General features: G+C 72.5%; 17 protein-coding genes, 1 tRNA gene and 4 pseudogenes. 11 read left to right on the top strand and 11 right to left on the bottom strand.

Going from position 1 to position 26,047, the window contains the following annotated elements; genetic code table 11:
- The first annotated feature begins 76 nt into the window (after positions 1 to 76).
- The 3 genes and pseudogenes from BM536_RS03855 (at position 77) to BM536_RS03865 (ending at position 5,197) form a co-directional block, all read left to right on the top strand.
- A pseudogene (locus BM536_RS03855) lies at positions 77 to 1,704 on the top strand (serine/threonine-protein kinase).
- Positions 1,705 to 1,753: 49 nt separating this feature from the next.
- Complete coding sequence (locus BM536_RS03860; RefSeq protein WP_073494485.1) at positions 1,754 to 3,901, top strand: UvrD-helicase domain-containing protein; 2,148 nt, start codon at positions 1,754 to 1,756, stop codon at positions 3,899 to 3,901.
- Positions 3,902 to 4,120: 219 nt separating this feature from the next.
- Positions 4,121 to 5,197 (top strand): hypothetical protein, encoded by a 1,077-nt coding sequence (locus BM536_RS03865; RefSeq protein ID WP_143650778.1) that lies wholly within the window; start codon positions 4,121 to 4,123, stop codon positions 5,195 to 5,197.
- Positions 5,198 to 5,614: 417 nt separating this feature from the next.
- Here the strand turns inward: BM536_RS03865 and fusA are convergent.
- A pseudogene (gene fusA / locus BM536_RS03870) lies at positions 5,615 to 7,653 on the bottom strand (elongation factor G); the annotation flags it as partial.
- 418 nt (positions 7,654 to 8,071) lie between these two features.
- Positions 8,072 to 8,770: a nucleotidyltransferase domain-containing protein gene (locus tag BM536_RS03875; RefSeq protein ID WP_073494481.1), complete on the bottom strand. Its 699-nt coding sequence runs from the start codon at positions 8,768 to 8,770 to the stop codon at positions 8,072 to 8,074.
- Between the two features lie 469 nt (positions 8,771 to 9,239).
- Here BM536_RS03875 and BM536_RS03880 point away from each other — a divergent pair, with 469 nt between their 5' ends.
- From BM536_RS03880 to BM536_RS03915, 8 genes and pseudogenes are all read left to right on the top strand, one after another.
- Positions 9,240 to 10,253, top strand: a complete 1,014-nt coding sequence (locus BM536_RS03880; protein WP_425444600.1) for a hypothetical protein — start codon at positions 9,240 to 9,242, stop codon at positions 10,251 to 10,253.
- Positions 10,254 to 10,457: 204 nt separating this feature from the next.
- Positions 10,458 to 11,633 carry an NAD(P)/FAD-dependent oxidoreductase gene (locus tag BM536_RS03885; protein WP_425444606.1) on the top strand — a complete coding sequence of 392 codons (1,176 nt, stop codon included), beginning with the start codon at positions 10,458 to 10,460 and terminating at the stop codon, positions 11,631 to 11,633.
- A complete protein-coding gene (locus BM536_RS03890) occupies positions 11,630 to 11,929 on the top strand; it encodes a (2Fe-2S)-binding protein (protein WP_094102518.1) in 300 nt (99 codons plus the stop codon). Before BM536_RS03885 ends, BM536_RS03890 begins: the two co-directional genes overlap by 4 nt.
- The gene (locus tag BM536_RS03895) at positions 11,922 to 13,379 is read left to right on the top strand and encodes an FAD-dependent oxidoreductase (protein ID WP_094102519.1); all 1,458 of its coding nucleotides are present in this window, start codon (positions 11,922 to 11,924) and stop codon (positions 13,377 to 13,379) included. Before BM536_RS03890 ends, BM536_RS03895 begins: the two co-directional genes overlap by 8 nt.
- 88 nt (positions 13,380 to 13,467) lie before the next feature.
- Positions 13,468 to 14,358 (top strand): dihydrodipicolinate synthase family protein, encoded by an 891-nt coding sequence (locus BM536_RS03900; protein ID WP_425444607.1) that lies wholly within the window; start codon positions 13,468 to 13,470, stop codon positions 14,356 to 14,358.
- A gap of 24 nt (positions 14,359 to 14,382) precedes the next feature.
- A pseudogene (locus BM536_RS03905) lies at positions 14,383 to 15,383 on the top strand (proline racemase family protein).
- 204 nt (positions 15,384 to 15,587) lie between these two features.
- A complete protein-coding gene (locus tag BM536_RS03910; protein WP_094102520.1) occupies positions 15,588 to 16,286 on the top strand; it encodes a GntR family transcriptional regulator in 699 nt (232 codons plus the stop codon).
- Between the two features lie 125 nt (positions 16,287 to 16,411).
- Positions 16,412 to 17,698, top strand: a complete 1,287-nt coding sequence (locus BM536_RS03915) for a flavin-containing monooxygenase (protein ID WP_073497670.1) — start codon at positions 16,412 to 16,414, stop codon at positions 17,696 to 17,698.
- Positions 17,699 to 17,895: 197 nt separating this feature from the next.
- Here the strand turns inward: BM536_RS03915 and BM536_RS03920 are convergent, their stop codons facing one another.
- The 9 genes and pseudogenes from BM536_RS03920 to BM536_RS03960 form a co-directional block, all read right to left on the bottom strand.
- Positions 17,896 to 19,047 carry a tryptophan dimethylallyltransferase family protein gene (locus BM536_RS03920; protein ID WP_073497656.1) on the bottom strand — a complete coding sequence of 384 codons (1,152 nt, stop codon included), beginning with the start codon at positions 19,045 to 19,047 and terminating at the stop codon, positions 17,896 to 17,898.
- Positions 19,048 to 19,269: 222 nt separating this feature from the next.
- Positions 19,270 to 20,610: a cytochrome P450 gene (locus tag BM536_RS03925; RefSeq protein WP_073497658.1), complete on the bottom strand. Its 1,341-nt coding sequence runs from the start codon at positions 20,608 to 20,610 to the stop codon at positions 19,270 to 19,272.
- An 8-nt stretch (positions 20,611 to 20,618) separates the two neighbouring features.
- On the bottom strand, positions 20,619 to 21,212 hold the full coding sequence (locus tag BM536_RS03930; protein WP_073497659.1) for a GTP-binding protein: 594 nt from the start codon (positions 21,210 to 21,212) through the stop codon (positions 20,619 to 20,621).
- A complete protein-coding gene (locus BM536_RS03935; protein ID WP_073497661.1) occupies positions 21,187 to 21,564 on the bottom strand; it encodes a DUF742 domain-containing protein in 378 nt (125 codons plus the stop codon). Before BM536_RS03935 ends, BM536_RS03930 begins: the two co-directional genes overlap by 26 nt.
- A complete protein-coding gene (locus tag BM536_RS03940) occupies positions 21,561 to 21,962 on the bottom strand; it encodes a roadblock/LC7 domain-containing protein (protein WP_073497663.1) in 402 nt (133 codons plus the stop codon). Before BM536_RS03940 ends, BM536_RS03935 begins: the two co-directional genes overlap by 4 nt.
- Entirely contained in the window at positions 21,959 to 23,131 is a 1,173-nt protein-coding gene (locus BM536_RS03945) for an ATP-binding protein (RefSeq protein WP_094102521.1), read from the bottom strand. Before BM536_RS03945 ends, BM536_RS03940 begins: the two co-directional genes overlap by 4 nt.
- 441 nt (positions 23,132 to 23,572) lie before the next feature.
- Positions 23,573 to 23,657 (bottom strand) — tRNA-Leu (locus BM536_RS03950).
- 154 nt (positions 23,658 to 23,811) lie between these two features.
- The gene (locus BM536_RS03955; protein ID WP_143650780.1) at positions 23,812 to 24,324 is read right to left on the bottom strand and encodes a MarR family winged helix-turn-helix transcriptional regulator; all 513 of its coding nucleotides are present in this window, start codon (positions 24,322 to 24,324) and stop codon (positions 23,812 to 23,814) included.
- Between the two features lie 82 nt (positions 24,325 to 24,406).
- Positions 24,407 to 25,947, bottom strand: a pseudogene (locus BM536_RS03960) (aldehyde dehydrogenase family protein).
- Positions 25,948 to 26,047 lie beyond the last annotated feature (100 nt).

Raw genomic sequence — 26,047 nt, forward strand, 5'->3', positions numbered from 1 at the left:
GCCCGCGATCCGGCTGGACGCGCCCGACCCGTACCGGGGAAACTGATCCCCGACCACAACACGGGGCGGGGGCCAGGTGCCGGACGGACGGCGGATCGCGGGACGCTACGAGCTGCTCGAACAGTTCGGCCAGGGTGGCATGGGGGACGTGTGGCGGGGTTACGACACCGTCCTGGACCGGCCGGTCGCCGTGAAGCTGATCCGCCCCCAGGCCGTGACGTCACCGCACCTGGCGGAGGAGTTCGAGAAGCGGTTCAAGCGCGAGGCACGGATCACCGCGCGGATCCAGCACCCCGGCGTACCGCAGGTGTACGACGCCGTGCTCGACGAGTCGTACGAGCAGCTGTTCCTCGTGATGGAGCTGGTCGACGGGGTGCCGCTGACCGCGTACGTGCACCCGGACGAGGCCCTCCCCGTGAGCTGGGCGGTGGCGGTGGCGGCGCAGGTCGCGACCGTGCTGTCGTACGCGCACGACGTACCCGTGGTGCACCGGGACCTGAAGCCGGGCAACATCCTCGTCGCGCGGGACGGCACCGTGAAGGTGCTGGACTTCGGTATCGCGGCGATCCTGCAGACGGACGTCACGCGGCTGACCGCGACCGGCAGTCCCATCGGGACGCACCAGTACATGGCGCCGGAACAGGTGCGCGGCGGGCGGGTCACGCCGCGCACGACCTGTACGCGCTGGGGTGCGTGCTGCACGAACTGCTCTGCGGGAGACCGCTGTTCAGCGGAGACGGCGAGTTCCACCTGATGATGCAGCACGTCAACGCGACACCGACGCCGTTGCGGCAACTGCGGGCCGGCGTCCCGGAGGAACTCGAAGCACTCGTGCTGCACCTGCTGCGCAAGGCACCCGAGGCGCGTCCCGCGGACGTGCAGGAGGTGTACGAGCGGCTGCGGCCCTTCCTGCCCGCGCCCGGTGAGGAAGCCGTGCCGGACGAGTCAGGGCCTGCCGGGGCGCCCGATCCGACGGGCATCTTCCGCCGCCCCTACGCGCCCCGCTCGCGCGCCGGTGCGGCGAACGCGCTGCGCGCCGCACCCGCCGCCGGGGCCGACGCGCCCGCGGCCGTTCCCGCCGCCGAGCGGGAGGCACTGCGGGAACAGATCCTCGAAGTGCACGCGCACTTCGCCGCGTTGATGGAGGAGGAGCGATACGCGCAGGCCGCCGAGGTGGTGGGCGAGATGATCGAGCCGGCCGCGCGGGCCCTCGGCTCGGAGAGCAAGGCCGTGCTCGGACTGCGTCGACGCCGGGCGTTCAGCCGTCAACTGGCAGGCGACCACCGGGCCGCACTGCCCGAGTTCGAGGCGCTCGCCGACGCCTACGGGCGGGTCAGTGGCCCGAGCAGCGAGGACGCCCGGGACAGCCGCGCCCAGGCGGCCCGCTGCCGCGGCGAACTCGGCCAGGTCACCGAGGCCCTGGCAGGGCTGCACGGCGTCCTCGACGTCGTCCGCTCCGTGGACGGCGACGTGAGCGAGGAAGCGGTCGAACTGCGCCGCGACATCGGCATGCTGCTGCTCGCGCAGGGACGGGCGGTGGACGCATACGGCGTCCTGGATCCGCTCCACGCCGACCTGTGCATGGTGTTCGGGCCGGACGACGAGCTCACGGCCGAAGTGGCCGAGACACTGGCCGTGATCCGTCTGGATCTCGACGGTGGCCCCATGGATCTCGGCGGTGGCCCCGCCGGATCGCCCACCTGACCTGGCCCTTCCTTCCCGTCCCAGCCCGCCCGGACCATAGGATCCACCCATGCCGCAGCTTGCCTTCGACATCACGTTCTTCGCCGAACTCCCCAAGCTCCAGCCCACGGTCAGGAAGGGCGTCCTGGAAGCGTGGGAGAAGTTCGACCGGCTCACCCTCGATCAGCTCTTCAAGGATCCGGGGCTGAAACTGGAGAGCCTGACGAACGCGAAGGACAAGCAGATCCGGACCATCCGCATCGACCAGTTCTGGCGCGGTGTCGTCCTCGCCCCGACGACCGGGGACACCTTCGTCCTGCTGCGGGTCATGGCTCACGACAAGGCGATCGCCTGGGCGAAGAAGCAGAAGTCGAGCATCAACGAGGTGACGCGGGCCGTCGAGATCCGGGACGCGGCGACCCTGGACGAGATCACGCCGGCGTACGAGCAGGTGGCGGAGACATCGTCGAAGGCACGGCTGTTCGCGGCGTTCTCCGACGGAGACCTCCGCGCGCTGGGCATCGACGACGAAACCCTGCGGCAGGCCCGGTCGCTCGTCGACACGGAGCAACTGGAGATCTTCGCGCCGCTGCTGCCGCAGGACCAGCGGGAAGTGTTGCAGTACCTCGCGGCGGGCTGCACGGTCGAGGAGGTCTGGCAGGAGATCGTCGCGCCGGCCCTCCAGACGTCCGCACAGCCCGTCGACACGCAGGACTTCGAGACGGCGATCCGGCACACCCGAGCACGCATCGCGCTGATCACAGCCCCCGAGGAGCTGCGGGACATCCTGGAGAAGCCCTTCGCGGCCTGGCGGGTCTTCCTGCACCCCTCCCAGCGGAAGGTGGCCTACCGGGCCTCCTACTCCGGCCCGGCGCAGGTCACCGGCGGGCCGGGCACCGGCAAGACCGTCGTCGCACTGCACCGCGTCAAGCACCTGCTCGGGCACCTGCGCGACGGGGACCGCATCCTCCTCACGACGTACACCAACGCGCTCGTCAACGCGCTCCGCTCCGGACTGGAATCCCTGGTGGAGGACCCGGAGCTGCGCGAGCGGGTGGACATCTCGACGGTGGACGGCTTCGCGAGCCGGGTCGTCGCCGAGGCCCCCGGCGCGGTGACACTGCGGCCGCTGATGAACAACGAGGAGGAGAGCCGCTGGGGCAAGGCGGCCAAGGCGACCGGATTCACCGGCAGCGCGCAGTTCCTCGCCCAGGAGTACCGGCACGTCGTCCTCGCCCAGGACATCCGCACCCTGGCCGACTACGAGACGGCGGACCGACGCGGTCGCGGCAGCCGGCTGACCGCCGCCGAACGCCCCCTGGTGTGGGAGACGATCGAGCGGTTCACGGCGGGCCTCGCGGCGGACGGCGCCCGCACCTGGCTCCAGACGTGCGCGCAGGCCGCCCGGCAATTGGAGGAGAAGGGTCCGCAGTACCGGCACGTGGTGGTCGACGAGGCCCAGGACCTGCACCCGGCGCAGTGGCGGCTGCTCCGCGCGGCCGTCTCCGCCCGCCCGGACGACCTGTTCATCGCGGGCGACCCGCACCAGCGCATCTACGACTCGAAGGTGTCCCTCAAGTCCCTCGGCATCAAGGTGACCGGCCGGTCGGTGAAGCTGCGCAAGAACTACCGCAGCACACAGGAGATCCTGCGCTGGTCCACGGCACTGCTGATCGGCCGCCCCATCGCCCAGCTGGAGGACGAGGGGCGCAACGACACCCTGCTCGGCTACCGTTCCGCCCTCCACGGCGACGGGCCCGCCCTGCACGCCGCAGCGACCGAGGAGGCCGAACTGGACGCGCTCGTCACCCAGGTACGGGCGTGGATCGACGCGGGCATCGGCGCCGGGGAGATCGGGGTCAGTGCCCGGTTCAACAAGACCTGCGCGAAGGCGGTGGCACGCCTGAAGGACGCCGGCATCCCCGCCGCCACCCTGCGCGCCGCGGACACCGCCGGGGAGGTGACGACCGTCCGGGTCGGGACCATGCACTCGTTCAAGGGGCTGGAGTTCCGCTGTGTCGCGGTCATCGGCGTCACCGAGGACGCGCTGCCGTTCCCGAAGGCGGTCACGCCGCCCGACGTGGACGCCAAGCAGCACGAGACGGACCTGATGTCGGAGCGCTGCCTGCTGTTCGTCGCCTGCACGCGGGCCCGCGACGGCCTGTACGTCTCCTGGTCCGGCGAGCCGAGCCCGTTCCTGGTGGAGGCGGGCGTCTGAGACGGCGTACTCGGAACTCGGGTCGGATGCGGCTCGTGGGCTTCCGGGCACCGTTTCTCCCTGCGCTTCGAGACCCCACGGCGCCAGAGGGCGTCACGGCCGCCCCCCTTTCGCGCCCTTTTGTGACGAGCCCCGTCCCGTCACACTGGTGCCGCTCGGCACCGGTCCCGCCCGTATCCCGGGGCGGGAGGGCGCGACGCGGGGGGAGTGGGTATCGCGGTGGCAGCAGACGATCCGTCCGACGACGAGGTGCGTGCGGCGCTCGACGCGTTCCTGGCACGCGCTGGGAACAGGCGCCCCGGTCCGTCCCCCACGGACTTCATCCTCACCCGCCTGCACCTGCTCGAGGGCAGCGTCACCCGGCGCGTCGAACACCGCACCGAGGAGATCCGGCACCGGCCCGGGACCGTCGCCCTCTCGGAGCGACCGGTCTACGACGTGCTGGGGGACTACAAGCTCAGCCCGCACGAGACGCCCCTCGCCCAACCGCTCGACCTGGTCAGACGCGGCTCGGTGCACCTCAGGTCCTGCGACTGCGGCAACGGCAGGCGGCGATGCGCCGACTGCGACGGCATGAAGTACCGCCCGTGCGAGCCCGCCCACGTGTGCGCCGTGTGCCAGGGCATCACCGCGTGCACGCACTACCTCAACCACGGCGGCCTGCCCGGCACCCCGCCCCGGCCGCCCAGACCGGGCCGGGCCGACCGCCCCGGCGAGCGGGTGACCTGCGAGGCCTGTCACACACCCGAAAGCGCGTGCCCCGGGTGCCGGGGGTGGGGGAAGGTCAGATGCCCGGACTGCGAGGCGAGCGGGCGCATCCCCTGCACGCCGTGCGGACGCACGGGCACCGTCGAGTGCGCCACCTGCGAGGGGCACGGGAACCTGACGTCCTGGACCGCGGGGCGAATCGCGTGGACCTCGCAGACCAAGGCGGTGCCGTCTCCTGTCCCGCGGCCCCGGCGGGTGGCATCGGAGCTGTGCTCGGGCGGCTGGCACGAGGACCGGCTCGGCGACGATCCGCTTCCCGACGACCTCTCCCCCACCCACCGCGCGGCCCTCGAACCGCACCTGCGCCGATGGAAGGGAGAGAAGGAGCGTCAGCTCGCCATCCAGCGGCTCACGGTCGTCAAGGCGACGCCGCCCGGCTCCGGCAACCTGGAGTTCTACGTCTTCCGAGGCACCGACGGGCGACTCAGCGTCGTGCGGCGACTGTCGGAGGAGGGCCGGTGGAAGGCCTCTCTGGCCGTGGCGGCGGCCGTCGCCCTCGTCGTCCTCGTCCTTGTCCTGGTCCTCTGACCGGTCCGCCCGCACGCGGAGCGCCAGCCGCAGAGGTCAGGCGCTCCGCCGGGAAGGGCGGGGGCCTCGGCCACCAGGACGCGCCGATAGGACGAAAGACCCAAAGGCCTATCGACCGACCACGTCCCTTCCGGCGCGGCGCGCCCGCGTCCGCGCCCGCGTCCACGTCTGCCGCCCTCCACCCCCCCACCGCGTCAGGCGGCCCTCGCCGCCCCCCTCCCGGTGTCTGCGGATGATGTCGGCGTAGTGGCGTCCGGTGCCCTTGGTCGTGCGGGTCTGGGTGCGGTGGTCGACGTGGACCCGCCTACGCGCGGCCCTCGGTGCCGCCCTCCTCACCCCTTCGACGTCCCCCTCGACACCGCTTTCGCGCCCACGCCCCCGGAGGGGTGATCCCCTCCGGGGCGTACGGGTCCTACGGCGCGCCGTCAGGGCGGGCGCCGGGGCGTACCCCGTCGGCCGGGCCGTGAAGGTGCCCCGGCCCTGGGTGCGGCTGCGCAGTCGGGTGGCGTAGCCGAACAGTTCCGCGAGCGGCACGGTGGCGGTCACCACGGCCGCGCCGCCGCGCACCTCGGAACCGGTCACCCGGCCGCGCCGGGCGGCGAGGTCCCCGAGGACTCCGCCGACGGCGTCCTCGGGGACGGTCACCGTGACTTCCACGACCGGTTCCAGCAACACCATCGTGCAAGCCCGCAGGGCCTCGCGGAGGCCGAGGCGGCCCGCCGTGCGGAAGGCCATCTCGGAGGAGTCCTTCACATGCGTCGCCCCGTCGGTCAGCGTGACCCGCAGGCCGGTCACCGCGTGCCCGCCGAGGGGGCCCTCGGCGAGGGCGTCCCGGCAGCCGGCCTCGACGGCACGGACGTACTCCTGCGGGACCCGTCCGCCGACCACGGCCGACCGGAAGTCGAACCCGTCCTCCAAAGGCTCCACATCGAGCACCACATGCGCGAACTGTCCCGCGCCGCCGTCCTGTTTGACGTGCCGGAAGACCAGTGCGGACACGCCGCGGCCCACCGTCTCGCGGTAGGTGACGCGTGGCCGACCGACGTTGACCTCCAGTCCGAGGGTGCGGCGGATCTTCTCCACCGCGACCTCCAGGTGCAGTTCACCCATGCCCGAGAGCACGGTCTGGCCGGTCTCGGCGTCGGTGCGCACCGTGAGCGACGGGTCCTCCTCGGCCAGCCGGGCGAGGGCCGAGGCCAGCCGGTCGGCGTCGGTAGCGCGCCGCGGCTCGACCGCCACGGAGACGACGGGGTCGGCCACCCCGGGCGGTTCGAGGACCAGCGGGGCGTCCGGCGCGCACAGGGTCGAGCCGGCGCGGGCCGCCTTCAGCCCGATCACGGCCACGATGTCCCCGGCGACCGCCCGCTCCAGCTGGGCGTGCCGGTCGCCTGGACCCGCAGGATCCGGCCGACGCGCTCGCCGCGGCCGGCGCTCGCGTCCCATACCGTGTCTCCCTTCTCGATCGTTCCGGAGTACACCCGCAGGTAGGTGAGCCTGCCGGTGGGGGTGGCGTTGACCTTGAACGCGAGGGCGGCGAAGGGTGCGGCGGGATCGGCCGACCGTCGCTCGTCGACACCCTCGTGCATACCGCGTACAGCCGGCACGTCCAGGGGCGACGGCAGATAGGCGACCACGGCGTCGAGCAACGGCTCGATACCGCGGTTGCGGTAGGCCGAGCCGCACAGCACGACCACACCGTCGCCGGTGCGGGTCAGGTCGCGCAGCGCCGCGGCGAGCGTCTCGGCCGAGAGCGTCTCCCGGTCGCAGAACTCCTCCAGGGCGGCGGGATGCCGTTCCGCAACCGCTTCCTCCAGCAGTCGGCGGCGGCGCAGCGCCTCCTCGCGCAGTTCCTCGGGCACGGGTCCCTCTACGGCCGTCTCGGCGCCGTCGCCCCAGGTCAGCGCCCGCATCCGGAGCAGGTCGACGACGCCGGTGAAGGCGTCCTCGATGCCGATCGGAAGCTGGACGACGAGGGGGACGGGGTGCAGCCGTTCCCGGATCGACGCCACGGTCGTGTCGAGGTCGGCGCCCGTCCGGTCCAGTTTGTTGACGAACGCGATCCTCGGCACGCCGTGCCGGTCGGCCTGCCGCCACACGGACTCGCTCTGCGGCTCCACACCCGCCACGGCGTCGAACACCGCGACCGCCCCGTCCAGCACCCGCAGCGAGCGCTCCACCTCGTCGGCGAAGTCGACGTGCCCGGGGGTGTCGATCAGGTTGACGCGGTGGCCGTCCCAGTCGCAGCTGACGGCCGCGGCGAAGATGGTGATCCCACGGTCGCGCTCCTGGGGGTCGAAGTCGGTGACGGTCGTGCCGTCGTGGACCTCACCGCGCTTGTGCGTGGTCCCGGTGGCGAAGAGGATCCGCTCCGTGACGGTGGTCTTGCCCGCGTCGACGTGGGCGAGGATGCCCAGGTTGCGGACGGCGGCGAGATGACGGTCGAGGTTGTTGCGCACGGCCCGTGGCCTTTCGAGGTGTGTCTCGTGAAAGGGACGGCGCGATTGTTTGACGGGACGTCAGCTGACCCCGGGCAGCCGGATGACAGCTCGGGGACAGCCGGCACGACGACAGGGCTACGGCCACGGCGGGAAGTCGCCGGGGCAGCTCTGTCGTGAGGACTGGGGTCTCGTCAGACCATCCGGTGCCGGCCGCGCCGCGGACACCGGACGGACGAGGACACGAGGATCACCTCGTAGCGGGAACGGGAAGCGGCGGCAGCGGTGCGGTCACGCATGGCCGGGCCCCCCTCGTTCGTCGCGGTGCGGCGCGGCCCTGCTCGTGGGCGGCGCTCGATGGGGCGAGTGTAGGGAGGAACGGACGTGCGCTGCACGTGCTTTTTCCCACGCCCCGGAGAAACGCCGGTCGAAGCGGCTCTCAGGACGACCGCGCCGACGTGTAGAAGTGCCGCCGCACCCTGCGCAGCCACGCGTCGGCGGCCCTCTCGTCGGGCTGTTCGGGCAGCACGCTGCGCGCCTCGTCGAACGCCGTCTCGTACCGGCGCAACAGGGGAAGGGCGGTCTCGGGATCGTCCGCCACCTGCTCGCCGAACCGGTGGAAGCTCTCCGGGTCGTCGACGCGGATGCTCAACCGTCCTGTGGTGTACAGCTCGTAGCCCTGTCCGCACAGTCGCTTGAGGTGCCGGGCGTGCTTGGCTGTCCGCTTGCGCGTGTCCGCGGAGAAGGAGCCGTCGCCACGGGCGAGCAGCCTGCGGAACTGCTGCGTGGCGTAGCCGAGATAGGCGTCCCGGACGCGCCGGGCACTCAGGAACGTCGTTCGGATGCCCACGAGTTCGTCACCGAGCGGTGTACGGACCTCGTACAGGTCGGTGGGCAGCCAGACGAGTTCCGTGACCGTGGGGTTGCCGCCGAGCGCGAGCCTGCACCACTTCGCGGCCTCGTGCAGGGTCCGGTCGGGTGCCGTGCTGACGTGGGACTCCTTCGGCGGGTGCAGGCCGTGCAACTCCTCGGTGAGCGCGGCGAACAGGCCGAGCCGGTCCACGTCGGAGCCTGCGTGCGCGAGCCCGTACGCGGTCGAGCCGACGACGCCTGACAGCAGGATGTTCTGGACGCTCATGGACTCCCCCGGTGCTCATCGTCCGCCGCCGCGAGAAGGCGGCGGGAGTCGTCATGATGCCCCGGCGACCGGCCCGGCCACCTCGCATTTTCCGGCCGCGAGGTTCCGCAGGGAGCCGACGCAAGCCCGATCGGCGCCCCGCCACCGGCTCGCTCGGCCGGCCCCGCCAGGAGGTGGCCACTCGGGGCCCCCGCCACCGGTCTGAACGGCGCCACGCCAGAGGTCGCCCCGACAGAGGTCCGCTCGGTGCCCCGCCACCGGTCTACGCCGGCCCGGCCAGAGGTCCGCTCGGTGCCTCGCCACCGGTCCACCCCGCGCCCCGCCGCGCCCCGCCGCGCGAGGAGCATGCCCTCACCCGTATGACCCGCTGCGCTGGTCGCCTGGGCGGGCCGGTGGTGCGGTGGGAGGGAAGTGGGAGCCGCCCGGGCACACGTGCGCCGGGACCCCGTTCCGTCCTCAGGAGGCATACGTGATCACCCCTCGCCCGACCGGCCGCCCGTCCCGCACGGCGAAGACCGCTGCCGCCGCGCCGGACCTGGCCACGCCCGTCACGGCCGTATCCCGCACGGAGGGCCGTCGGGCCCGCGCGGCGCACCCGGTCCGCCCGGCCCGTGTCCTGGCCGCCGCGATGGCCACCGGCGCGCTGCTCGCCACGGCGGCCTGCTCCAGCGGGGACGACGGCGCGGCGGCCGACTCGGAGACCGCCGCCGCGGTCGCCGAGCGGCCCGTCGCCGCGCAGACCGCCACTCCGGCCCCCACCATCACCGGATCGGTCAGCGCCACGCCGACGGCGACCGCCACGTCGCCGACCGGCACCGAGTCGCCCGCCGCCCCCCTCTCGGAGACCGGCGCCCGCAACGCGCTGATCACCGCGGCGGACATCGAGGACAACTGGGTGCAGGTGAAGGACCCGCAGGCCTGGCGCGACAAGCTGCTCATCGGCGAGGTGGACACGGCCCAGTTCGTCACCGGGAAGGCCGACGCGGCCGACTGCCAGCGCCTGGTCGACGCGCTCTACGACGAGACGCTGCTCGGCCGTCCGTCCGGGGCGTCGGCGCTGAACGGCTTCCAGGAGGGCCAGTCCCGGCTGCTGTACCAGGTCGCCGCCTATGAGAAGGCCTCGCTCGACAAGTCGATGGACTGGCTGACGAAGCTGCCCGACACCTGCGACCAGTTCACCCTGACCGGCGGCGACAGCGGCGAACGTACCGTCCAGGTCGTCGAAGCCTCGCTGCCCGAGGAGGGCGACGCCCGGCAGGGTCTCACCGTGACCGTGAAGGGCACCGCGAACGGCGACCCGGTGACGCTCACCCTGGACGTCGCCGTCGTCCGCGTCGGTGACGACGCGATCACCATCACCAACGGCGGGCTCGACGGCGCCGACGAGGACACCACCCGGACCGCCGTGGAACAGGGCACCGAACGGCTCCGGGAAGTCCAGGCGGGCCGGACGCCGACCCCGACGCCGAGCAACCTCGACTGAGCGATCGTCCCGGCTCAGCGAGTCACCTCCGCCCGCCACCTCGCCACACCCCATCTCACCGGAGCGCCCTGTCAGCCGGCGGCCGGCACCCCGCCCGGCTGAACGGGAGCGCTGGGTCGGCCTGTTCCCCTCGCCTGGACCATGTGACATATTACTGGCGTGACCAACCAATCGTCCTGTGACGTCGTGGTCGTCGGCGCCGGCATGATCGGCGCCGCATGCGCGCTGTACGCGGTGCGTGCCGGACTGGACGTCGTCGTGGTGGACCGGGGTCCGGTGGCGGGCGGCACGACGGGAGCGGGCGAGGGCAACCTCCTCGTCTCCGACAAGGAGCCGGGCCCGGAGCTCGAACTGGCCCTCTTGTCGTGCCGGTTGTGGCGCGGGATCACCGAGGACCGACGGCCGGACGACCACCGCCCACCCACCCGGGGCAACGGCCTCGGCCCCGGTCTCACTCCCGGCCTCGGCCGTGCCGTCGAGTACGAGCCCAAGGGCGGCCTCGTCGTCGCCTCCACCCCCGGGGCACTCACCGCCCTCACGGAACTGGCGGTCGGACAGCGCGCCGCCGGCGTCGAGACGGTCGCCGTCGATGCCAATCAACTCCGGGAGCTGGAGCCGTATTTGGCGCCCGGCCTGGCGGGCGGTGTCCTGTATCCCCAGGACGCCCAGGTCATGCCCACCCTGGCCGCCGCGCACCTGCTGCGCGCCTCGGGTGCCCGGGTGGAGACCGGCCGTACGGTGACCGGCGTGCTGCGCGGCCCCGACGGGGCGGTGCGGGGCGTACGGACCGACCGCGGCGACCTCCTCGCGCCCTCCGTGGTGAACGCGGCCGGGACCTGGGGCGCGGAGGTCGCCGCGCTCGCGGGCGTCTCGCTGCCGGTCCTGCCGCGCCGGGGATTCGTCGTGGTCACCGAGCCGTTGCCGCGCCGGGTACGGCACAAGGTGTACTCCGCCGACTATGTGGCCGACGTCGCCAGTGACTCCGCCACCCTCCAGACCTCGCCGGTCGTCGAGGGAACGGCGGCCGGGCCCGTGCTGATCGGCGCGAGCCGGGAACGGGTGGGCTTCGACCGGTCGTTCTCCCTGCCCGTCGTCAGGGCGCTGGCGGCGGGGGCGACCCGCCTGTTCCCGTTCCTGGAGCACGTCCGGGCGATGCGCGCGTATGTCGGCTTCCGCCCCTACCTGCCCGACCATCTGCCGGCGATCGGTCCGGACCCGCGTGCGCCAGGCCTCTTCCACGCCTGTGGGCACGAGGGGGCGGGCATCGGGCTGGCGACCGGCACCGGCCACCTGATCGCGCAGACGCTGACCGGCAGGACCCCCGACCTGGACCTCACCCCGTTCCGCCCCGACCGCTTCGCCGAGGAGGCCGCGCCGTGAACCCCCTGGACTTGGTCGGGGCCCGTCCCGGCGCGCCGTTCACCGTCACGTTCGACGGCCGGGAGATCGAGGTGCTGCCGGGGCAGACGATCGCCGCCGCGCTCTGGTCGGCGGGCGTCGTCGCCTGGCGCACCACCCGCGAAGGCGCCCGCCCGCGCGGGGTGTTCTGCGGGATCGGCGTCTGCTTCGACTGCCTGGTGACCGTGGACGGCCGCCCCGGCCGGCGCGCATGCCTGACCCCCGCCACGCCGGGCGCCGACATCGGTACGCAGGCAGGGACGGGCCACGATGACTGAGCGGCGGCAGGTGCTCGCGGTGATCGGTGCAGGTCCGGCGGGCCTCGCCGCCGCCCTGGCGGCCGCCGCGCGAGGGGTGCGCGTGGTGCTCGTCGACTCCGCCGCCGAGCCGGGCGGACAGTTCTACCGGCAGCCCGCCCCGGGCCTCGGCGCCCGCCGCCCGCAGGCCCTCCACCACCAGTGGCGGACGTGGGAGCGCCTGCGCGACGGGCTGGCCACCCACCTCGCGGCCGGACGTGTCTCCTGTCTGAGTGACCATCACGTGTGGTGTGTCGAACGGGACTCGGGCCGTTTCGCCGTGCACGCACTGCTCGGCCCCGAGCAGCGCGAGCCGGCGTCGGTCCGTGCCGACGGGGTGGTGCTGGCGACCGGCGGCTACGAGAAGGTGTGGCCGTTCCCCGGCTGGACGCTGCCCGGAGTGATCACCGCGGGCGGCGCCCAGGCCATGCTGAAGGGCGGGCTCACGCTGCCCGGCCGCACGGTGGTGGTCGCCGGGACGGGCCCGCTGCTGCTCCCCGTGGCGACCGGCCTCGCCGCGGCGGGCGCCCGCGTCGCAGCGCTCGTGGAGTCGGCCGACCCGACCACTCTCGTACGTCGATCCGCGCACCCTCGAAACGCCGTACGCGGCGCCCGCGCCCTGGCCGCTCACCCCGGCAAGCTCGCCGAGGCCGGGGGCTACGCGGCCCAACTCCTGTGGCACAGAATTCCGGTGCTGAGGCGTCGGGCGGTCGTCGAGGCCCACGGCCGGGACCGGCTGGAGTCCGTCACCGTCGCCGTACTCGGCCCGGACGGCCGCCCGGTGCCCGGCACCGCACAGCGCCTGGACTGCGACACCCTCGCCGTCGGACACGGCCTGTTGCCGCACACCGACCTCGCGGACGGACTCGGCTGCCGCCTCGACGGGGCGGGGGTGCACGTCGACGACGAACAGCGCACCGACGTCCCCGGCGTGTGGGCGGCCGGGGAGGCGACGGGCATCGGCGGCGCGGCCCTGTCGCTCGCCGAGGGCCACATCGCCGGACGCTCCGCCGCCGCCCGCCTGAACGGCACCGCACCCGACCCGCGCTCCTGGGCCCCGGCCGCCCGGTCCCGCACCCGGCTGCGGGCCTTCTTCGCCGAACTGGACCGGGCGTACGCGGCGCCCGTGCGATGGGCGGAGAACGTGCCGGACGCGACGGTGGTGTGCCGCTGCGAGGAGGTCACGGCGGGCGCCGTCCGCGAGGCCGTCGGCTCGCTGGGCGCGGGCGACCTGCGCACCGTGAAGCTGCTGACGCGGGCCGGGATGGGCTGGTGCCAGGGCCGGATGTGCGAGCCGGGTGTCGCGGGGGTCGCGGGTTGTGACCTCACCCCCGGCCGACGGCCGCTGGCCCGTCCCGTCCCCCTCGGAGTCCTGGCCGCGCCGCCCCCACCGGACGCCGGAACCAGCCCCTGCCCCGGAACCAGCCCCTGACCCGGAGCCGCCTCCCACCCGCCACCCGCAGTGCTATGTCACACACCAATTGCGTGAGAGAGGCAGACCTCACATGACCACACCCCACATGACCACCCCCCGCCCCTGGCATGGCGTCCTCGTCGCCACCGCCCTCCCCCTCCGCGACGACCTCTCCGTCGACCTCGACCGTTACGCCGAGCACTGCGCCTGGCTGGTGGCGAACGGCTGCGACGGCGTCGTACCGAACGGCTCCCTCGGCGAATACCAGGTACTCACGCCCGAGGAGCGGGCCGCCGTCGTACGGACCGCGGTGGCGGCGATCGGCGGGGAGCGCGTGATGCCGGGGGTCGCCGCGTACGGCTCGGCCGAGGCCCGCCGCTGGGCCGAGCAGGCGCGGGAGGCGGGCTGCGGTGCGGTGATGCTGCTGCCGCCCAACGCCTACCGCGCCGACGAGGGCGCGGTCGTGGCGCACTACGCGGAGGTCGCCCAGGCGGGCCTGCCGGTGGTGGCGTACAACAACCCCATCGACACCAAGGTCGACCTGGTGCCCGAACTGCTGGCCCGGCTGCACGGCGAGGGCCTCATCCACGGCGTCAAGGAGTTCTCGGGTGACGTACGCCGCGCCTACCGGATCGCCGAACTGGCGCCGGAACTGGCCCTGTTGATCGGTGCGGACGACGTGCTGCTGGAGCTGGCGGTGGCAGGCGCCAAGGGATGGGTGGCGGGCTACCCCAACGCGCTGCCCCGCGCCTCGGTGAACCTCTACCGGGCCGCCGTCGCGGGGGACCTCACCACCGCGCTGCCGCTGTACCGGCAGTTGCACCCGCTGCTGCGCTGGGACTCGCGTGTCGAGTTCGTCCAGGCCATCAAAGTGTCGATGGACGTCGTCGGCCGGTACGGCGGACCCTGCCGGCCGCCGCGCGTACCGCTGCCTCCCGAGCAGGGAGCTGCCGTCCGCGCGGCCACCGAGAAGGCCGTCGCCGCGGGCCTGGCGTAACCCCACCGCCCGGAAAGGGACTTCATGCGCAGCACACTCGTCCTGCACGCCGTCGACTCGCACACCGAGGGCATGCCCACCCGGGTGATCACCGGCGGGGTCGGCACCATCCCCGGCGCGACGATGAACGAACGGCGGTTGTACCTCCGTGAACACCGCGATGAGGTACGGCAGTTGCTGATGAACGAGCCGCGTGGTCACTCGGCGATGAGCGGCGCGGTCCTCCAGCCGCCGACCCGGGCGGACTGCGACTGGGGGGTCGTCTACATCGAGGTCTCCGGCTATCTGCCGATGTGCGGGCACGGCACGATCGGGGTGGCGACCGTGCTGGTGGAGACCGGCATGGTCGAGGTCGTCGAACCGGTCACCACCATCCGGCTGGACACCCCGGCCGGGCTCGTCGTCGCCGAGGTCGCGGTACGGGACGGCGCGGCCACGGCGGTGACATTGCACAACGTCCCGTCCTTCGCCGTGGCCCTTGACCGCGAGATCACCCTGCCCGACGGCCGAACGGTGACGTACGACCTGGCGTACGGCGGGAACTTCTACGCCATCCTGCCGCTGGAGGAGTTCGGGCTGCCCTTCGACCGGTCCCGCAAGGACGACATCCTGCGGGCCGGGCTGTCCCTCATGGAGGCGATCAACGCCGAGGGGGAGCCGGTGCATCCACAGGACCCGTCCATCCGCGGCTGCCACCACGTCCATCTGTACGCCCCCGGCGCCACCGCCCGTCACTCGCGGCACGCGATGGCCATCCACCCGGGCTGGTTCGACCGCTCGCCCTGCGGTACGGGGACGAGCGCCCGCATGGCGCAATTGCACGCACGCGGTGAACTGCCCCTGCACACCGAGTTCGTGAACGAGTCCTTCATCGGCACCCGCTTCACCGGCCGGCTCCTCGGCCGGGCGGAGGTCGCCGGGGTGCCGGCCGTGCTGCCCAGTTTCACGGCCGCGCATGGGTCACCGGCACGGCCCAGTACCTGCTCGACCCGACGGACCCGTTCCCGGCCGGGTTCACGCTCTGACCACCGGTGTCCACCACCGGCCGGGGGTTCACGCTCCGACCTCCGGCATCCACCACCGGCCGGGTTCACGCCCCGACCTCCGGCATCCACCGCCGGCCGCGCGGCCGTCCGTACGCCGGGAGAGCGCCGTGGATACTGATGGCACGTGACATGGCACAGTCCATGCCGAGTGAGATGGCACCGCCCGTTCCGAGGAGATCCCGCATGGCCGCCCCGCGCAGCATCAGCCCCTCCCCCGCCGCGCCCGCGCTGCCCGTGCTGGGCGGGCGGCGGAGCAGCTACCGCGAGCGGGTCGCCGACGCGCTGCGGGCCGCGCTGATCGCGGGTGAACTGCGGCCCGGCCAGGTGTACTCGGCGCCCACGCTGGCCGCCCGCTTCGGCGTCTCGGCGACCCCGGTGCGCGAGGCGATGCTGGACCTCGCGAAGGAGGGGCTGGTCGACGCGGTCCCCAACAAGGGCTTCCGCGTCACCGACGTCTCCGACCGGCAGCTCGACGAGTACACCCATGTCCGCGCGCTCATCGAGATCCCGACGGTGGTGGCGCTGGCGACGACCGCCGACCCGGTGTCGCTGGAGGCGCTGCGTCCGGCCGCCCGGGAGATCGTCACCGCCGCCGTGGCGGGCGACCTGATCGCCTACGTCGAGGCCGACACCCGCTTCCACCTGGGCCTCCTAGCCCTGGCGGGCAACTCCCACCTGGTCGAGGTGGTCCGCGATCTACGCGGCCGTGCCCGCCTCTACGGGCTCACCGCCCTGTCCGCCTCCGGCCGGCTGCTGGCGTCCGCCGAGGAGCACCTGGAACTCCTCGACGCCCTGCTGGCCCGCGACGAGCGGGCGGTGCGCACGGTGATGACCCGGCACCTCGGGCACGTACGGGGGCTGTGGGCGTCCGCCGACGCGTAGCCGGACGGGCCGGCCCCCTGTCCCACATGTGACCTGTGTGATCTTTGTCGCTGGTTGCGGGAAGTACCCGATGGGCAGGCACTGCGCGTGTCCGTAGAGGTCGTGTCTTTCCTGTGGGGGAATCCGTGAGTGTGTGTGTGATCGGTGCGGGCCTGTCGGGGCTGGCCGCTGCACGGGCCCTCGAAACGGCGGGTGTCGACTTCGTGTGCCTGGAGAGGTCGGGCGACGTGGGCGGCATCTGGCGCCGCCCCGAGGCCGGTGAGCGGGGGCCGGGTTACCTGTCGCTGCACCTCAACACGACCAAGGGGCTGACGGGTTACGCCGACTACCCGATGCCCGCCTCCTACCCGGTCTACCCACGGCACAGCCAGGTCGCCTCCTACCTGCGTGCGTTCGCCGAATGGGCCGACGTCCTGGACCACATCGAGCTGGGGACGTCCGTCGAGTCGGTGCGGCAGGAGACCGACGGTTCGTGGACGGTCGTCGCCGTGGACGCGGGGGGCACACGCGGCGCGCGGAGCTTCTCGCATGTCGTCGTCGCCTCGGGGCACAACACCGAGCCGTCCCTGCCCGCGCTGCCTCCGGGCTCGGACACCTTCACCGGAACGATTCTGCACGCCTTGGACTACCGCGACGGCAGTGACTACGCCGGTCAGCGGGTGGTCGTCGTCGGGCTCGGCGCGTCGGCGGTGGACATCGCGGCGGACCTGTCCCGGTACGCGGCGACCACCCTGCTCTCGGTGCGCCGGGGCCTGCACATCCTGCCCAAGCAGTTGTTCGGCATCCCGCTCGACGAGGTCGCCGAGGCGCCGTGGTGGACGAGCATGTCGCTGGCGGAGCAGCGCCGTTTCATCGAGCAGGCCCTCCTCGTGGCCCGCGGGAGGCTCTCGGACTACGGGCTGCCCGAGCCGGACCACCCGGTGTTCGCCTCGGCCGTGACCATCTCGGACGAGATCCTCACCCGCATCCGGCACGGCGGGGTCGTCCCCAAGCCCGCGATCGCCTCGCTCGACCGCGACCGGGTGGTCTTCACCGACGGGTCGTCCGCGCGGGCCGACGCGATCGTGCACTGCACCGGCTACCGCATGGCGTTCCCGTTCCTGCCGTCCGGCTGCCCGATCGGGGATCAGGGCTCGGTCGAGCTGTACAAGCGGGTCGTCGCGCCCGGCCATGCCGGCCTGTACTTCGTGGGCCTGGTCCGCCCGCACGGCTCCATCACGCGGCTCGTGGAGGCGCAGTCCCGCTGGATCGCGCGGATCGTGTCGGGCGCGGCGGCTCTGCCCGAGCCGGAGGTCATGCGCAAGGAGGTCGCCACCTACCTGAGCGGCATCGCGGGCCAGTACGGGCAGGCGGAGGGCGCCTCGATCCAGGTGAACGTGGCACCGTACCTCCAGGAACTGCGGGACGTATGACGGTCGGTGGGTGGGCGCGTCGGCCTGGGGTCGGCAGGTGGCGGGCTCCCCCGTGGCCGGCTCCCTCGTCGTTCCGTGGCCCCCGGCTCCCCCGGCTCCCCCGGTCCGCCCGCGTCGCCGGCCGTCGCGGCGGAGAGGGAGCGGTTCGACGTCGTCGGCGTACGGCTCCCCCGCGAGATGTCCCCCGGCAGCGCCCGTTACCGCACGGTCGCGGGCTCGGCGGGCAGCAGGCCGGCGGGCGGGCGCACCTCGTACGCCTCGGAGGAGACGTACGCCGTCACCCGGGGCGGCTGCCCCTGCTGGTGGGCGAGTGCCAGGTAGGCGACCAGTCCCACCCCGTCCTCCGGGCTGCGGTCGGTGACCGCGGACACGGCGCCCAGCAGCGGGGCCGGGTCCTGCCCGTAGCGGCGGAGCAGGGCGGTGGCACGGGTGAGGGCGTCGCCGTCGTGCCGCGCGTAGTCGCGGACGGGGACGTAGAGGGTGAAGCCGCTGGGCATGCCGGACGCGGTCTCGGTGAAGGCGTGGCAGGACTGTACGGGGCGCCGCACCACCGGTGCCGAAGCCGTGCCGCCGCCGTCCTCGTCACCGTGCTGACCTGAGGCGATGCGGAAGAACTCCTCGCTCTCCGCGGCGAGGGGACCGCCTTCCATCCGGGACAGGGCGCCGGCCTCGGCGGCCGACAGGTCCTGGTGGGCGAGGTAGACCTTCACCCGGGGCTCCGCCCAGTCGCCCAGGTCCAGGGCGAAGAACAGGTGGCGGTCGTGCGGCGGCAGAGCGGCGAACGCGTCCCGGTGGCCGAGCCGCCGCAGCGCCTCACCCACCGTGGCGGCGGCACGTTTCTGCCCGCCGGCCGCGGGGTTGAGGTAGACCTTGACCTTGGGGACGCCGCCGGGACGCAGTTCCAGCGCGCACCACAGGGCGAGGGGGCCCTCGGGCGAGGGCGGGAGGAACAGGTCCTCCAGTTCGTCGAGCCGGTCGGTGGAGAAGCCCCAGCGGGCCGCCGTCTCGCGGACGGCCCGCAGTCCGAGACGCCCGTTCCGTGCCAGGCCGCCGGCCGCGCAACCCGGTTCGAGCAGCACCCGCAGGGCGGGCGCGGCACCGGGCACGAAGGAGAGCGAGAACTCCACCGGGGTGTGGTCGTCGGAGAGGAACGTCGGGTTCGGGGGCGGCAGGTCGAGCGGCCGCTCGGCGGCGGCACCCAGCATCTCGGTGAGGGTACGCGCGTAGACCTCGCCGTCATGGGCGGTGAGTCCCACGATCTCGCACAGGTTGCGCAGTTGGCGGCTCGTGTGGCCGCCGAGCGTTTCCGTTCCGGAGCGTCTCGGCCCGCCGGGCCGGGCCGCCGTCACCGGCTCTCCCGCCACGGGCCGGCGCCGACAAGGAGATACCCGCCGGCGAGGGCGGGTATCTCGAGGCTCAACGCTGCGGGATGTGGAGGGGGAACGGTGTCGGTGGACATGTGGTCCACGGCAACTCCTCGGGCTCGTGGGATATGCGGGTTACCGCATGGCTCACTACCCCTGAGGTTGAACCGTCATACAGAAGTGAAGAGTTGGCCGGTGTTGTGTGAATCACCTCGTGAGCCAGTTGAGGAACTGGCTCCACACACCCGAGCGTTCGGCGCGGGTGCCCGGCTGGGGCTGCTCCGGGCGGGCGGCCTCGGTGCGCGCCTCGGGGGCGGGCTTGCGCTCGGTCACCGCGGTGAACCGGGCGGGCAGCGCGATGAGCCCCCGGTTGAAGGGGCCGGGGCGCCAGGTCAGGCTCTCCTCGGGGACGGCGAGTTCGACGTCGGGAAGCTTGTTGAGGAGGTTCTCCAGGGCCGTCACGGTGATCTGCCGGGCCGGGTCCTTGGACGGGCAGGCGTGCGGGCCGGCGCTCCAGGCCAGGTGGGCGCGGTTGCTGCCGGCCTGCCGGGCGGCCGTCAACGCGGGGCCGGTGTTGGCGGCGGCGAAACTGACCAGGAGCAGGTCTCCCGCCTGGAGCTGCTGTCCGGCGAACTCCATGTCGGCGGCCGGGTAGTGCGGGGCGAGGTTCTGCATGGGCGGGTTCTCCCACAGCGTGTCGTCGATCGCCTCGTCGATCAGACCGCCCTGGTTGGCGTACGCGTCGTGGGTGAGGAGCCGGTGCAGGGTGTTGCCGATCAGGTTGCGCAGCGGCTCGTTGCCTCCCACCAGCAGGAGGGCCAGCTGGTGGACCATCTCCTCGTCGGTGAGCGCCGCCTGGTGCGCCATCATCCAGGAGGTGACGTCCTCGCCGGGCTTGACCCGCTTGAGCGCGACGAGTTCGCCGACGGCGCCGAACAGCACCTCCATCGCACGGGCGGGGTTGATGCCGTCGAACATGCCGGTGATGCCGTAGACGACACGGTCGCCGATGTCCGGGGGGCAGCCGAAGAGTTCGTTGAACACGAACAGCGGGAGCTGCTTGGCGTAGTCGCCGAGCAGGTCGGCCGAGCCGCGCGAAGCGAACTGGGAGATGAGGTAGTTGGAGACCTGCTCGGTGCTGTGGCTCAGCTTGCGCGTGTCGATGCGGGCCATGCTGTCCGTGACGGCCTGGCGCAGCCTCAGGTGCTCGGCGCCGTCGCTGAACATGCAGTTGGGCCGGTAGGCCAGCACGGGGGCGACGGGGCTGTCGGGGGAGATCTTGCCCTCGTTGAAGTGCCGCCAGCGGCGCGCGTCCTTGCGGAACGAGCCGGAGTCCTGCAGGAGTTGCAGGGCGGTGGCGTAGTCGGTGACAAGGGTGGCCTCGACGCCGGGGGCGAGTTCGACCGGGGCGGTCGGCCCGTAGTGGCGCAGATAGCTGTAGTAGGCCTGCGGGTCAGCCGCGAACTCGGGGCCGTGGAGCGGCACTCGCGCGCCGCTGTTGTGCGCCGGGCACCCGGGCGGGGGCACCGGAGCGGTGGGTTGGTCCATTTCTGCTCCTAGTGGGCACGGTCCTGCAAGTGGCGGACGAGAGTGATGAGCGCTTCGGCCGACGACTGCTCGTCGCGCGCGTCGCAGGTGACGACGGGGGTGTCGTCGAGCAGGTCCAGCGCGTCACGCAGGGCGGTCTCGTCCCGCAGGGGGGAGCCGTCGAAGTGGTTGACGGCGATGGCGTAGTCGAGCCCGTACTGCTCGATCAGGTCGATCACGGCGAACGAGTCCGCGAGCCGTTCGGGGTCGACGAGGACCAGGGCGCCGAGCGCGCCGCGGGCCATGTCCTCCCACATCTGCACGAACCGCTGCTGGCCGGGCGTCCCGAACAGGTACAGCACGACCCGGTCGCTGATGGTCAGGCGCCCGAAGTCCATGGCGACCGTGGTGGTGGTCTTGCCCTGGACCCCCTTGAGGTCGTCGACGGCCTCCGCGGCCCGCGTCATCGTCTCCTCGGTGGACAGCGGGGGGATCTCGGAGATCGCCCCGATGAACGTGGTCTTGCCCACCGCGAAGTGGCCGACGACGAGGATCTTCACGGCCGTCTGCGACGCGCCCTCACGGACGTACGCCTGTTCATCCAAACTTGGCCCTGAGACCATTCAGCACCTCCTCCAGGATCTCCCGGTCGGCGACAGGCGCCCGCTGCACCGGCGGGCGGGTGATGAGGTAGCCGCCCTCGGTGAGCGCGGCGAGGAGGATCTTCACCACGCCGAGGGGCAGTTGGGTGTGCCCCGCGATCTCGGCGACCGACAGGTAGCCGGCCGAGCACAGCTCGAGCAGGCTCTGCTCCTCCGGGGACAGCCGGGTCGGCCGCTGCTGGCGGTCGGCGACCGCCGTCACCAGAGTGATGAGGGAGAGCTGCTCCTCGTCGGGCAGACCGCGTCCTTTGGTGATGACGTACGGACGAACTAACTCCGGTGTCTGGGGCTCCAGTTCGTCGAAACCGGTCATGACCGCACGCCGAGGTTCTCGCGCGGCGGTGTCGTCAGGGCCTTGCCGAGCTGGCCGACGAGCTGCTGCATCCGGAACGTGATGTCCGCCATGTCGACATCGGGCGAGGCGGAGACGCCGAGGTAGGCGCCCTCGCCGGCGGAGATGAGGAAGACCCAGCCGCCGTCGAACTCGACCAGTGTCTGCCGCCACCGCTGCTGGGCGTCCTCGCAGAAGAAGGCCAGGGAGCGGCTGAGCGACTGGACCCCGCTCATGGCGGCGGCCACGCGGTCCGCATCGTCCTTCCCGATGTCCTGCGTTCGGGCCATCAACAGGCCGTCGGCGGATATCAGGACGGCGTGCAGGGCCCCGGGAATCTCCAGGGCGCTGTCAAGCATCCATGACAGATCGTCGTTCACGAGAACTCATGCCCTTCGCTGCTTGCGCCACGTGTACTGCTGGACTGTTCCGCGGGGTCCGCAGGGGTGGCCCGCCGGCCCGACTGGGTGCCTCGCTGGAAGGCGCCCATGATCGCCGCGGTCTCCGCACCCGAGCGGGAGGGCGCGGAGGCGGTCGGGGCACTGCCGGGCACGATGGCCATCGGCCGTTTGCGGCGCCGCTTGGGCAGGCCGTCGACGGTGGTGCTCGGGGCCGGGCCGGGCTCGGGACCGCCGCGGGTGGGTGCGGCGACGGCGGGAGCGGCCGGCGTCGGTTCCTTCTGCTCGGGAGCGTTGGTGAGCAGGTCGTGCGGCAGGAGAAGGACCGCGCGTACGCCGCCGTAGGGCGACGTGGAGTCCACCGACACCTCGAAGCCGAAGCGCTCGGCGAGGACACCGATCACCGCGAACCCGAACTGCGGCGGGTTGCCGAGCCGGGAGACGCCCGAGACGCGGTCGCTGGAGAGGAGTTTCTCCGCGCGGGCCCGCTCCTCGTCGTTCATGCCGACACCGGCGTCGTCCACGACGATACAGATACCCTTGGGCACGGTACGAATGTTGATTTCGACAACCGTGTCCGGGCTGGAATAGCTGGTCGCGTTGTCAAGCATTTCGGCGAGGGCCAGTGCGACCGGTTCCACCGCACGGCTGGTGATGCCGAAATCGACCTGCGAGAGAATTTCCACCCGCCGGTAGTGGCGGATCCTGCCCTGCGCGCTGCGGACCACGTCGTAGACCGACGCCACATCGCGCTGACGACCCAGCCAGCCGTCACAGAGGACGGCGATGGACTGGGCCCGGCGGCCGAACTGGGAGTTCGTGTGGTCGATCTCCAGAAGGTCCTGGAGGATGACCGACTCGCCGTATTTCTTCTGGAGCCGGGAGACAATCAACTGCTGTTCCGCGGCAAGGCCCTGAAGGGTCCGCATGGCGGACTTCAGGACTGTTTTCGTAGCCTCGTCGGCTCTTTCCTGAGCTGCCTCGACGGATTTCGCGTACCCGTTCTCCAGCTCGTCGTGCCGAGCCCTGAGATCTGCGAACTCCTGCCTTAACGTCCGCGCCGCCCTCCGCTGGCGAACAATGAGGGCGACGGCGGCGAGTACGACGATGAGGAGAGCCCAGAGTACCGGGTTCTGTATGTAATCAGTCATAAGACTCTCTTCAGGCGACTGACGGCCAGATGCTGAATTCCCGTCAATGCGGGTGGACCGGCGGGACCGCCCGCATCGGGGCCACCGCCCGGACTGTCCCCGTAGTCGGGGATGTCGTCCTTCACCCATCCGCCCGCTCTACAAGCGCCGTGATCGTATCACCACACGATGCGATCACAGACAGCCAACATGGGTGCCCCAGATGAACATTGACGGTTCGTCAGTGAGCACGCGGCGGGCCGCCTCTGACGCAACCGATAAACGGGCTTCCGCGGCATTCGGGAGGCAATCGAGGCGTTCGGAACGATTTCCCGGAAACCGCCGGGTAAAGAAACGACAAAACCCGCACCCGGGAATCCCGGATGCGGGTGACTTCTGCACGGAAGCTCTCCGCGCACCTTCCTCACCGAGCGAAAACCGCTGGATACGGAGGGTGATAAGTGTCCGAGGGGGGACTTGAACCCCCACGCCCGATAAAGGGCACTAGCACCTCAAGCTAGCGCGTCTGCCATTCCGCCACCCGGACCAGGTGTCTGCCGCCGCGGGTGTTCCCCCGTGGCGACATGCACAACGATACCAAGCTTTCGGAGTGCGTTTCACCCGAGTATCCGCTGGCCGGGGGCCTGCGCGGGTGTCCGGGCAGGGTCCGACCCCCGGGGTCACCCGGCGTGCGCGGACAGTCACGGGCGTCCGGTGGCGGGATCCTCCTCCGCGACCGGCGTGCGCAGCGCCGGCAGCAGGGCCGTCGCCGCTTCTTCGCTCAGCGGTGCGAGGAAGTGGTGCTCCGCCGCGCGGCGCGCCCGCTCCGCCGCGCGGCGCGCCCGCTCCGCCTGGAGCAGGCACTCCTCGCCCGGCGCCGTCAGCGCGACGACGTCGCTGCGGCGGTCGTACGAACTGGGCCGCCGCTCCACGAGCCCGTGGTCCTCCGGTCCGTCGACGAGCGACACCATCGTGGTGCGGTCGACTCCGGGCCGGGCGGTGGCGTCGGCCTGCGACGGCTCCGCCCCGTCGGCCGGCACGGCCAGGCCCGCCGGCTCGTGCCCGTCCACCCCGTGCGATACGAGCGTCTCCGCGGTGATCCCGGTCGGCCGGCTCTGGGCCCGTCCGAGCAGGGGGCCCGTCCGAGCAGTGGGCCCGTCCGAGCTGGCCCGGAGGACGCAGTTCGAGGGGCGGCGGGTGGGGGTCGCGGTCACGGACCACGCAGGGAGGGTAACGGCCGGTGCACGAGGGTGACTCGGGGCGGCGCCCGTCAGGTGCGCCGCCCCGCGGCCCGCTTCAGGGCATCAGCTGGTAGTCGGGGAAGTTCCCCGGCAGCCGCTCGTCCGCCGGTCCTCGGGTCACCGCCCGCACGAGCAGTTTACCGCCCACGAACGCGCCACGCCAGGAGGCCCCGAAGCCGCCGAACAGTTCGTCGCGGTCGCCGCGGGAGCGAGGCGTGCCGTGGCCGACCTTGAAGGCGCGGATCTGCGGGGCCAGTCGCTCGTAGGTGGCGCGGTCGTCGGTGGACAGGGTGGCGACCAGCGCCCCGTTGGAGGCGTTCATGGCGGCGAGCAGTTCCGCCTCCGTGTCGACCAGGACGATGGTGTCGACCGGGCCGAAGGGTTCCGCGTGGTGCAGTGGCGACGAGGGCGGCGGGTTGAGGAGCGTGACCGGACGGACGTAGGCGGAGGTGTCCTGGCCGGGCAGGAAGCGCGCGTCCGCCAGGTCGCCGCGGTACAGCGGGACGGCTCCCCGGTCGACGGCCTCGGCGACCTGGTCGTGCAGTTCCTTGGCCTTGGCCGCGTTGATGACCGGCCCGAAGTCCAGGCGGGGGTAGGGGTCGTCGCGCTTCTCCACGGCCAGGGGGTGGCCGACCGTCAGAGTGCGCACCGCCGGGAGGTACGCCGCGAGGAAGGCGTCGAACAGCTCACGCTGGACGACGAAGCGCGGGTACGCCGTGCAGCGCTGCTTGCCGTAGTCGAAGAGCTTGGGGACGAGGGCCGCGAGGGTGTCCCAGTCCGAGTGGTTCCAGATGCCCCAGGTGTTGAGTCCCTCCTGTTCGAGGATGTGGCGTTTGCCGAGGTCCGTCACGGCGGTGGCGACGGCGGCGCCGGTGTCGCGACCGCGACGAAGGAGACGCAGCCGACCTCGGGCGCCCGCACCAGCGCATCCGACAGCTCGCCCCCGCTGCCGCTGACGAGGGTGACCGGGATGCCCTCGCGGGCGGCGAGGGCGCAGGCCAGGGTGAGACAGGCGACGCCGCCGTCGGTCGGGGTCTTGGCGATGACCGCGTTGCCCGCGAGTGCTTGGACCAGTACCGCGTGAACGAGCACGCTCATCGGGTAGTTCCAGCTCGCGATGTTGGACACCGGGCCGTCCAGCGGGGCCCGGCCGGCCAGCATCGGCTCGATGCCGTCGACGTACCAGCGCACCCCGTCGACGGCCCGGTCGACGTCCGCCTGCGCGAGCCGCCAGGGTTTGCCGATCTCCCAGACGAGCAGCAGCGCGAGGAGTTCGCGGTGGGCGGCGAGGGCGTCGAGGGTGGCGGCGACGCGGGCACGGCGTTCGGTCAGCGGGAGGTGGCGCCAGGCGCGGTGCTGGTCCAGGGAGGCGCGGACCGCCTGGTGGGCGGTGGCCCGGTCCAGGCGCGGCGGTCCGGTGACGGGACCGCCGTCCACCGGGCTCGTGGCGGGCAGGGTCCTGCCGTCGGCCTGCCAGGCGCCGTTCCAGAGGTTGAGGACGCGGTCCTCGCGGAAGGCCTCGGGGGCGGCGGTGAGGCAGCGCCGCCAGGCGTCGGCCCAGGAGGTGCCGGATTTGAGGGTGAGGGTGGATGCCATGCGGTCACTCCGCTCTCGGTGCACGGTCGAGAGGAAAGGGGGAGGGGAAGGAGGGGAGGGGACGAGGGGAAGGGGAAGGGTGGGCGCGGCGCCGGTCCGT

The organism is Streptomyces phaeoluteigriseus, assembly GCF_001896135.2.
Lineage (GTDB): Bacteria > Actinomycetota > Actinomycetes > Streptomycetales > Streptomycetaceae > Streptomyces > Streptomyces phaeoluteigriseus.

Excerpts from the sequence above, each read along its gene's own strand:
- BM536_RS03860 (WP_073494485.1), top strand. The coding sequence starts at position 1,754 with ATGCCGCAGCTTGCCTTCGACATCACGTTCTTCGCCGAACTCCCCAAG.
- BM536_RS03875 (WP_073494481.1), bottom strand. The coding sequence starts at position 8,770 with ATGAGCGTCCAGAACATCCTGCTGTCAGGCGTCGTCGGCTCGACCGCG.
- BM536_RS03885 (WP_425444606.1), top strand. The coding sequence starts at position 10,458 with ATGATCGGCGCCGCATGCGCGCTGTACGCGGTGCGTGCCGGACTGGAC.
- BM536_RS03895 (WP_094102519.1), top strand. The coding sequence starts at position 11,922 with ATGACTGAGCGGCGGCAGGTGCTCGCGGTGATCGGTGCAGGTCCGGCG.
- BM536_RS03900 (WP_425444607.1), top strand. The coding sequence starts at position 13,468 with ATGACCACCCCCCGCCCCTGGCATGGCGTCCTCGTCGCCACCGCCCTC.
- BM536_RS03910 (WP_094102520.1), top strand. The coding sequence starts at position 15,588 with ATGGCCGCCCCGCGCAGCATCAGCCCCTCCCCCGCCGCGCCCGCGCTG.
- BM536_RS03925 (WP_073497658.1), bottom strand. The coding sequence starts at position 20,610 with ATGGACCAACCCACCGCTCCGGTGCCCCCGCCCGGGTGCCCGGCGCAC.
- BM536_RS03930 (WP_073497659.1), bottom strand. The coding sequence starts at position 21,212 with ATGGTCTCAGGGCCAAGTTTGGATGAACAGGCGTACGTCCGTGAGGGC.
- BM536_RS03935 (WP_073497661.1), bottom strand. The coding sequence starts at position 21,564 with ATGACCGGTTTCGACGAACTGGAGCCCCAGACACCGGAGTTAGTTCGT.
- BM536_RS03945 (WP_094102521.1), bottom strand. The coding sequence starts at position 23,131 with ATGACTGATTACATACAGAACCCGGTACTCTGGGCTCTCCTCATCGTC.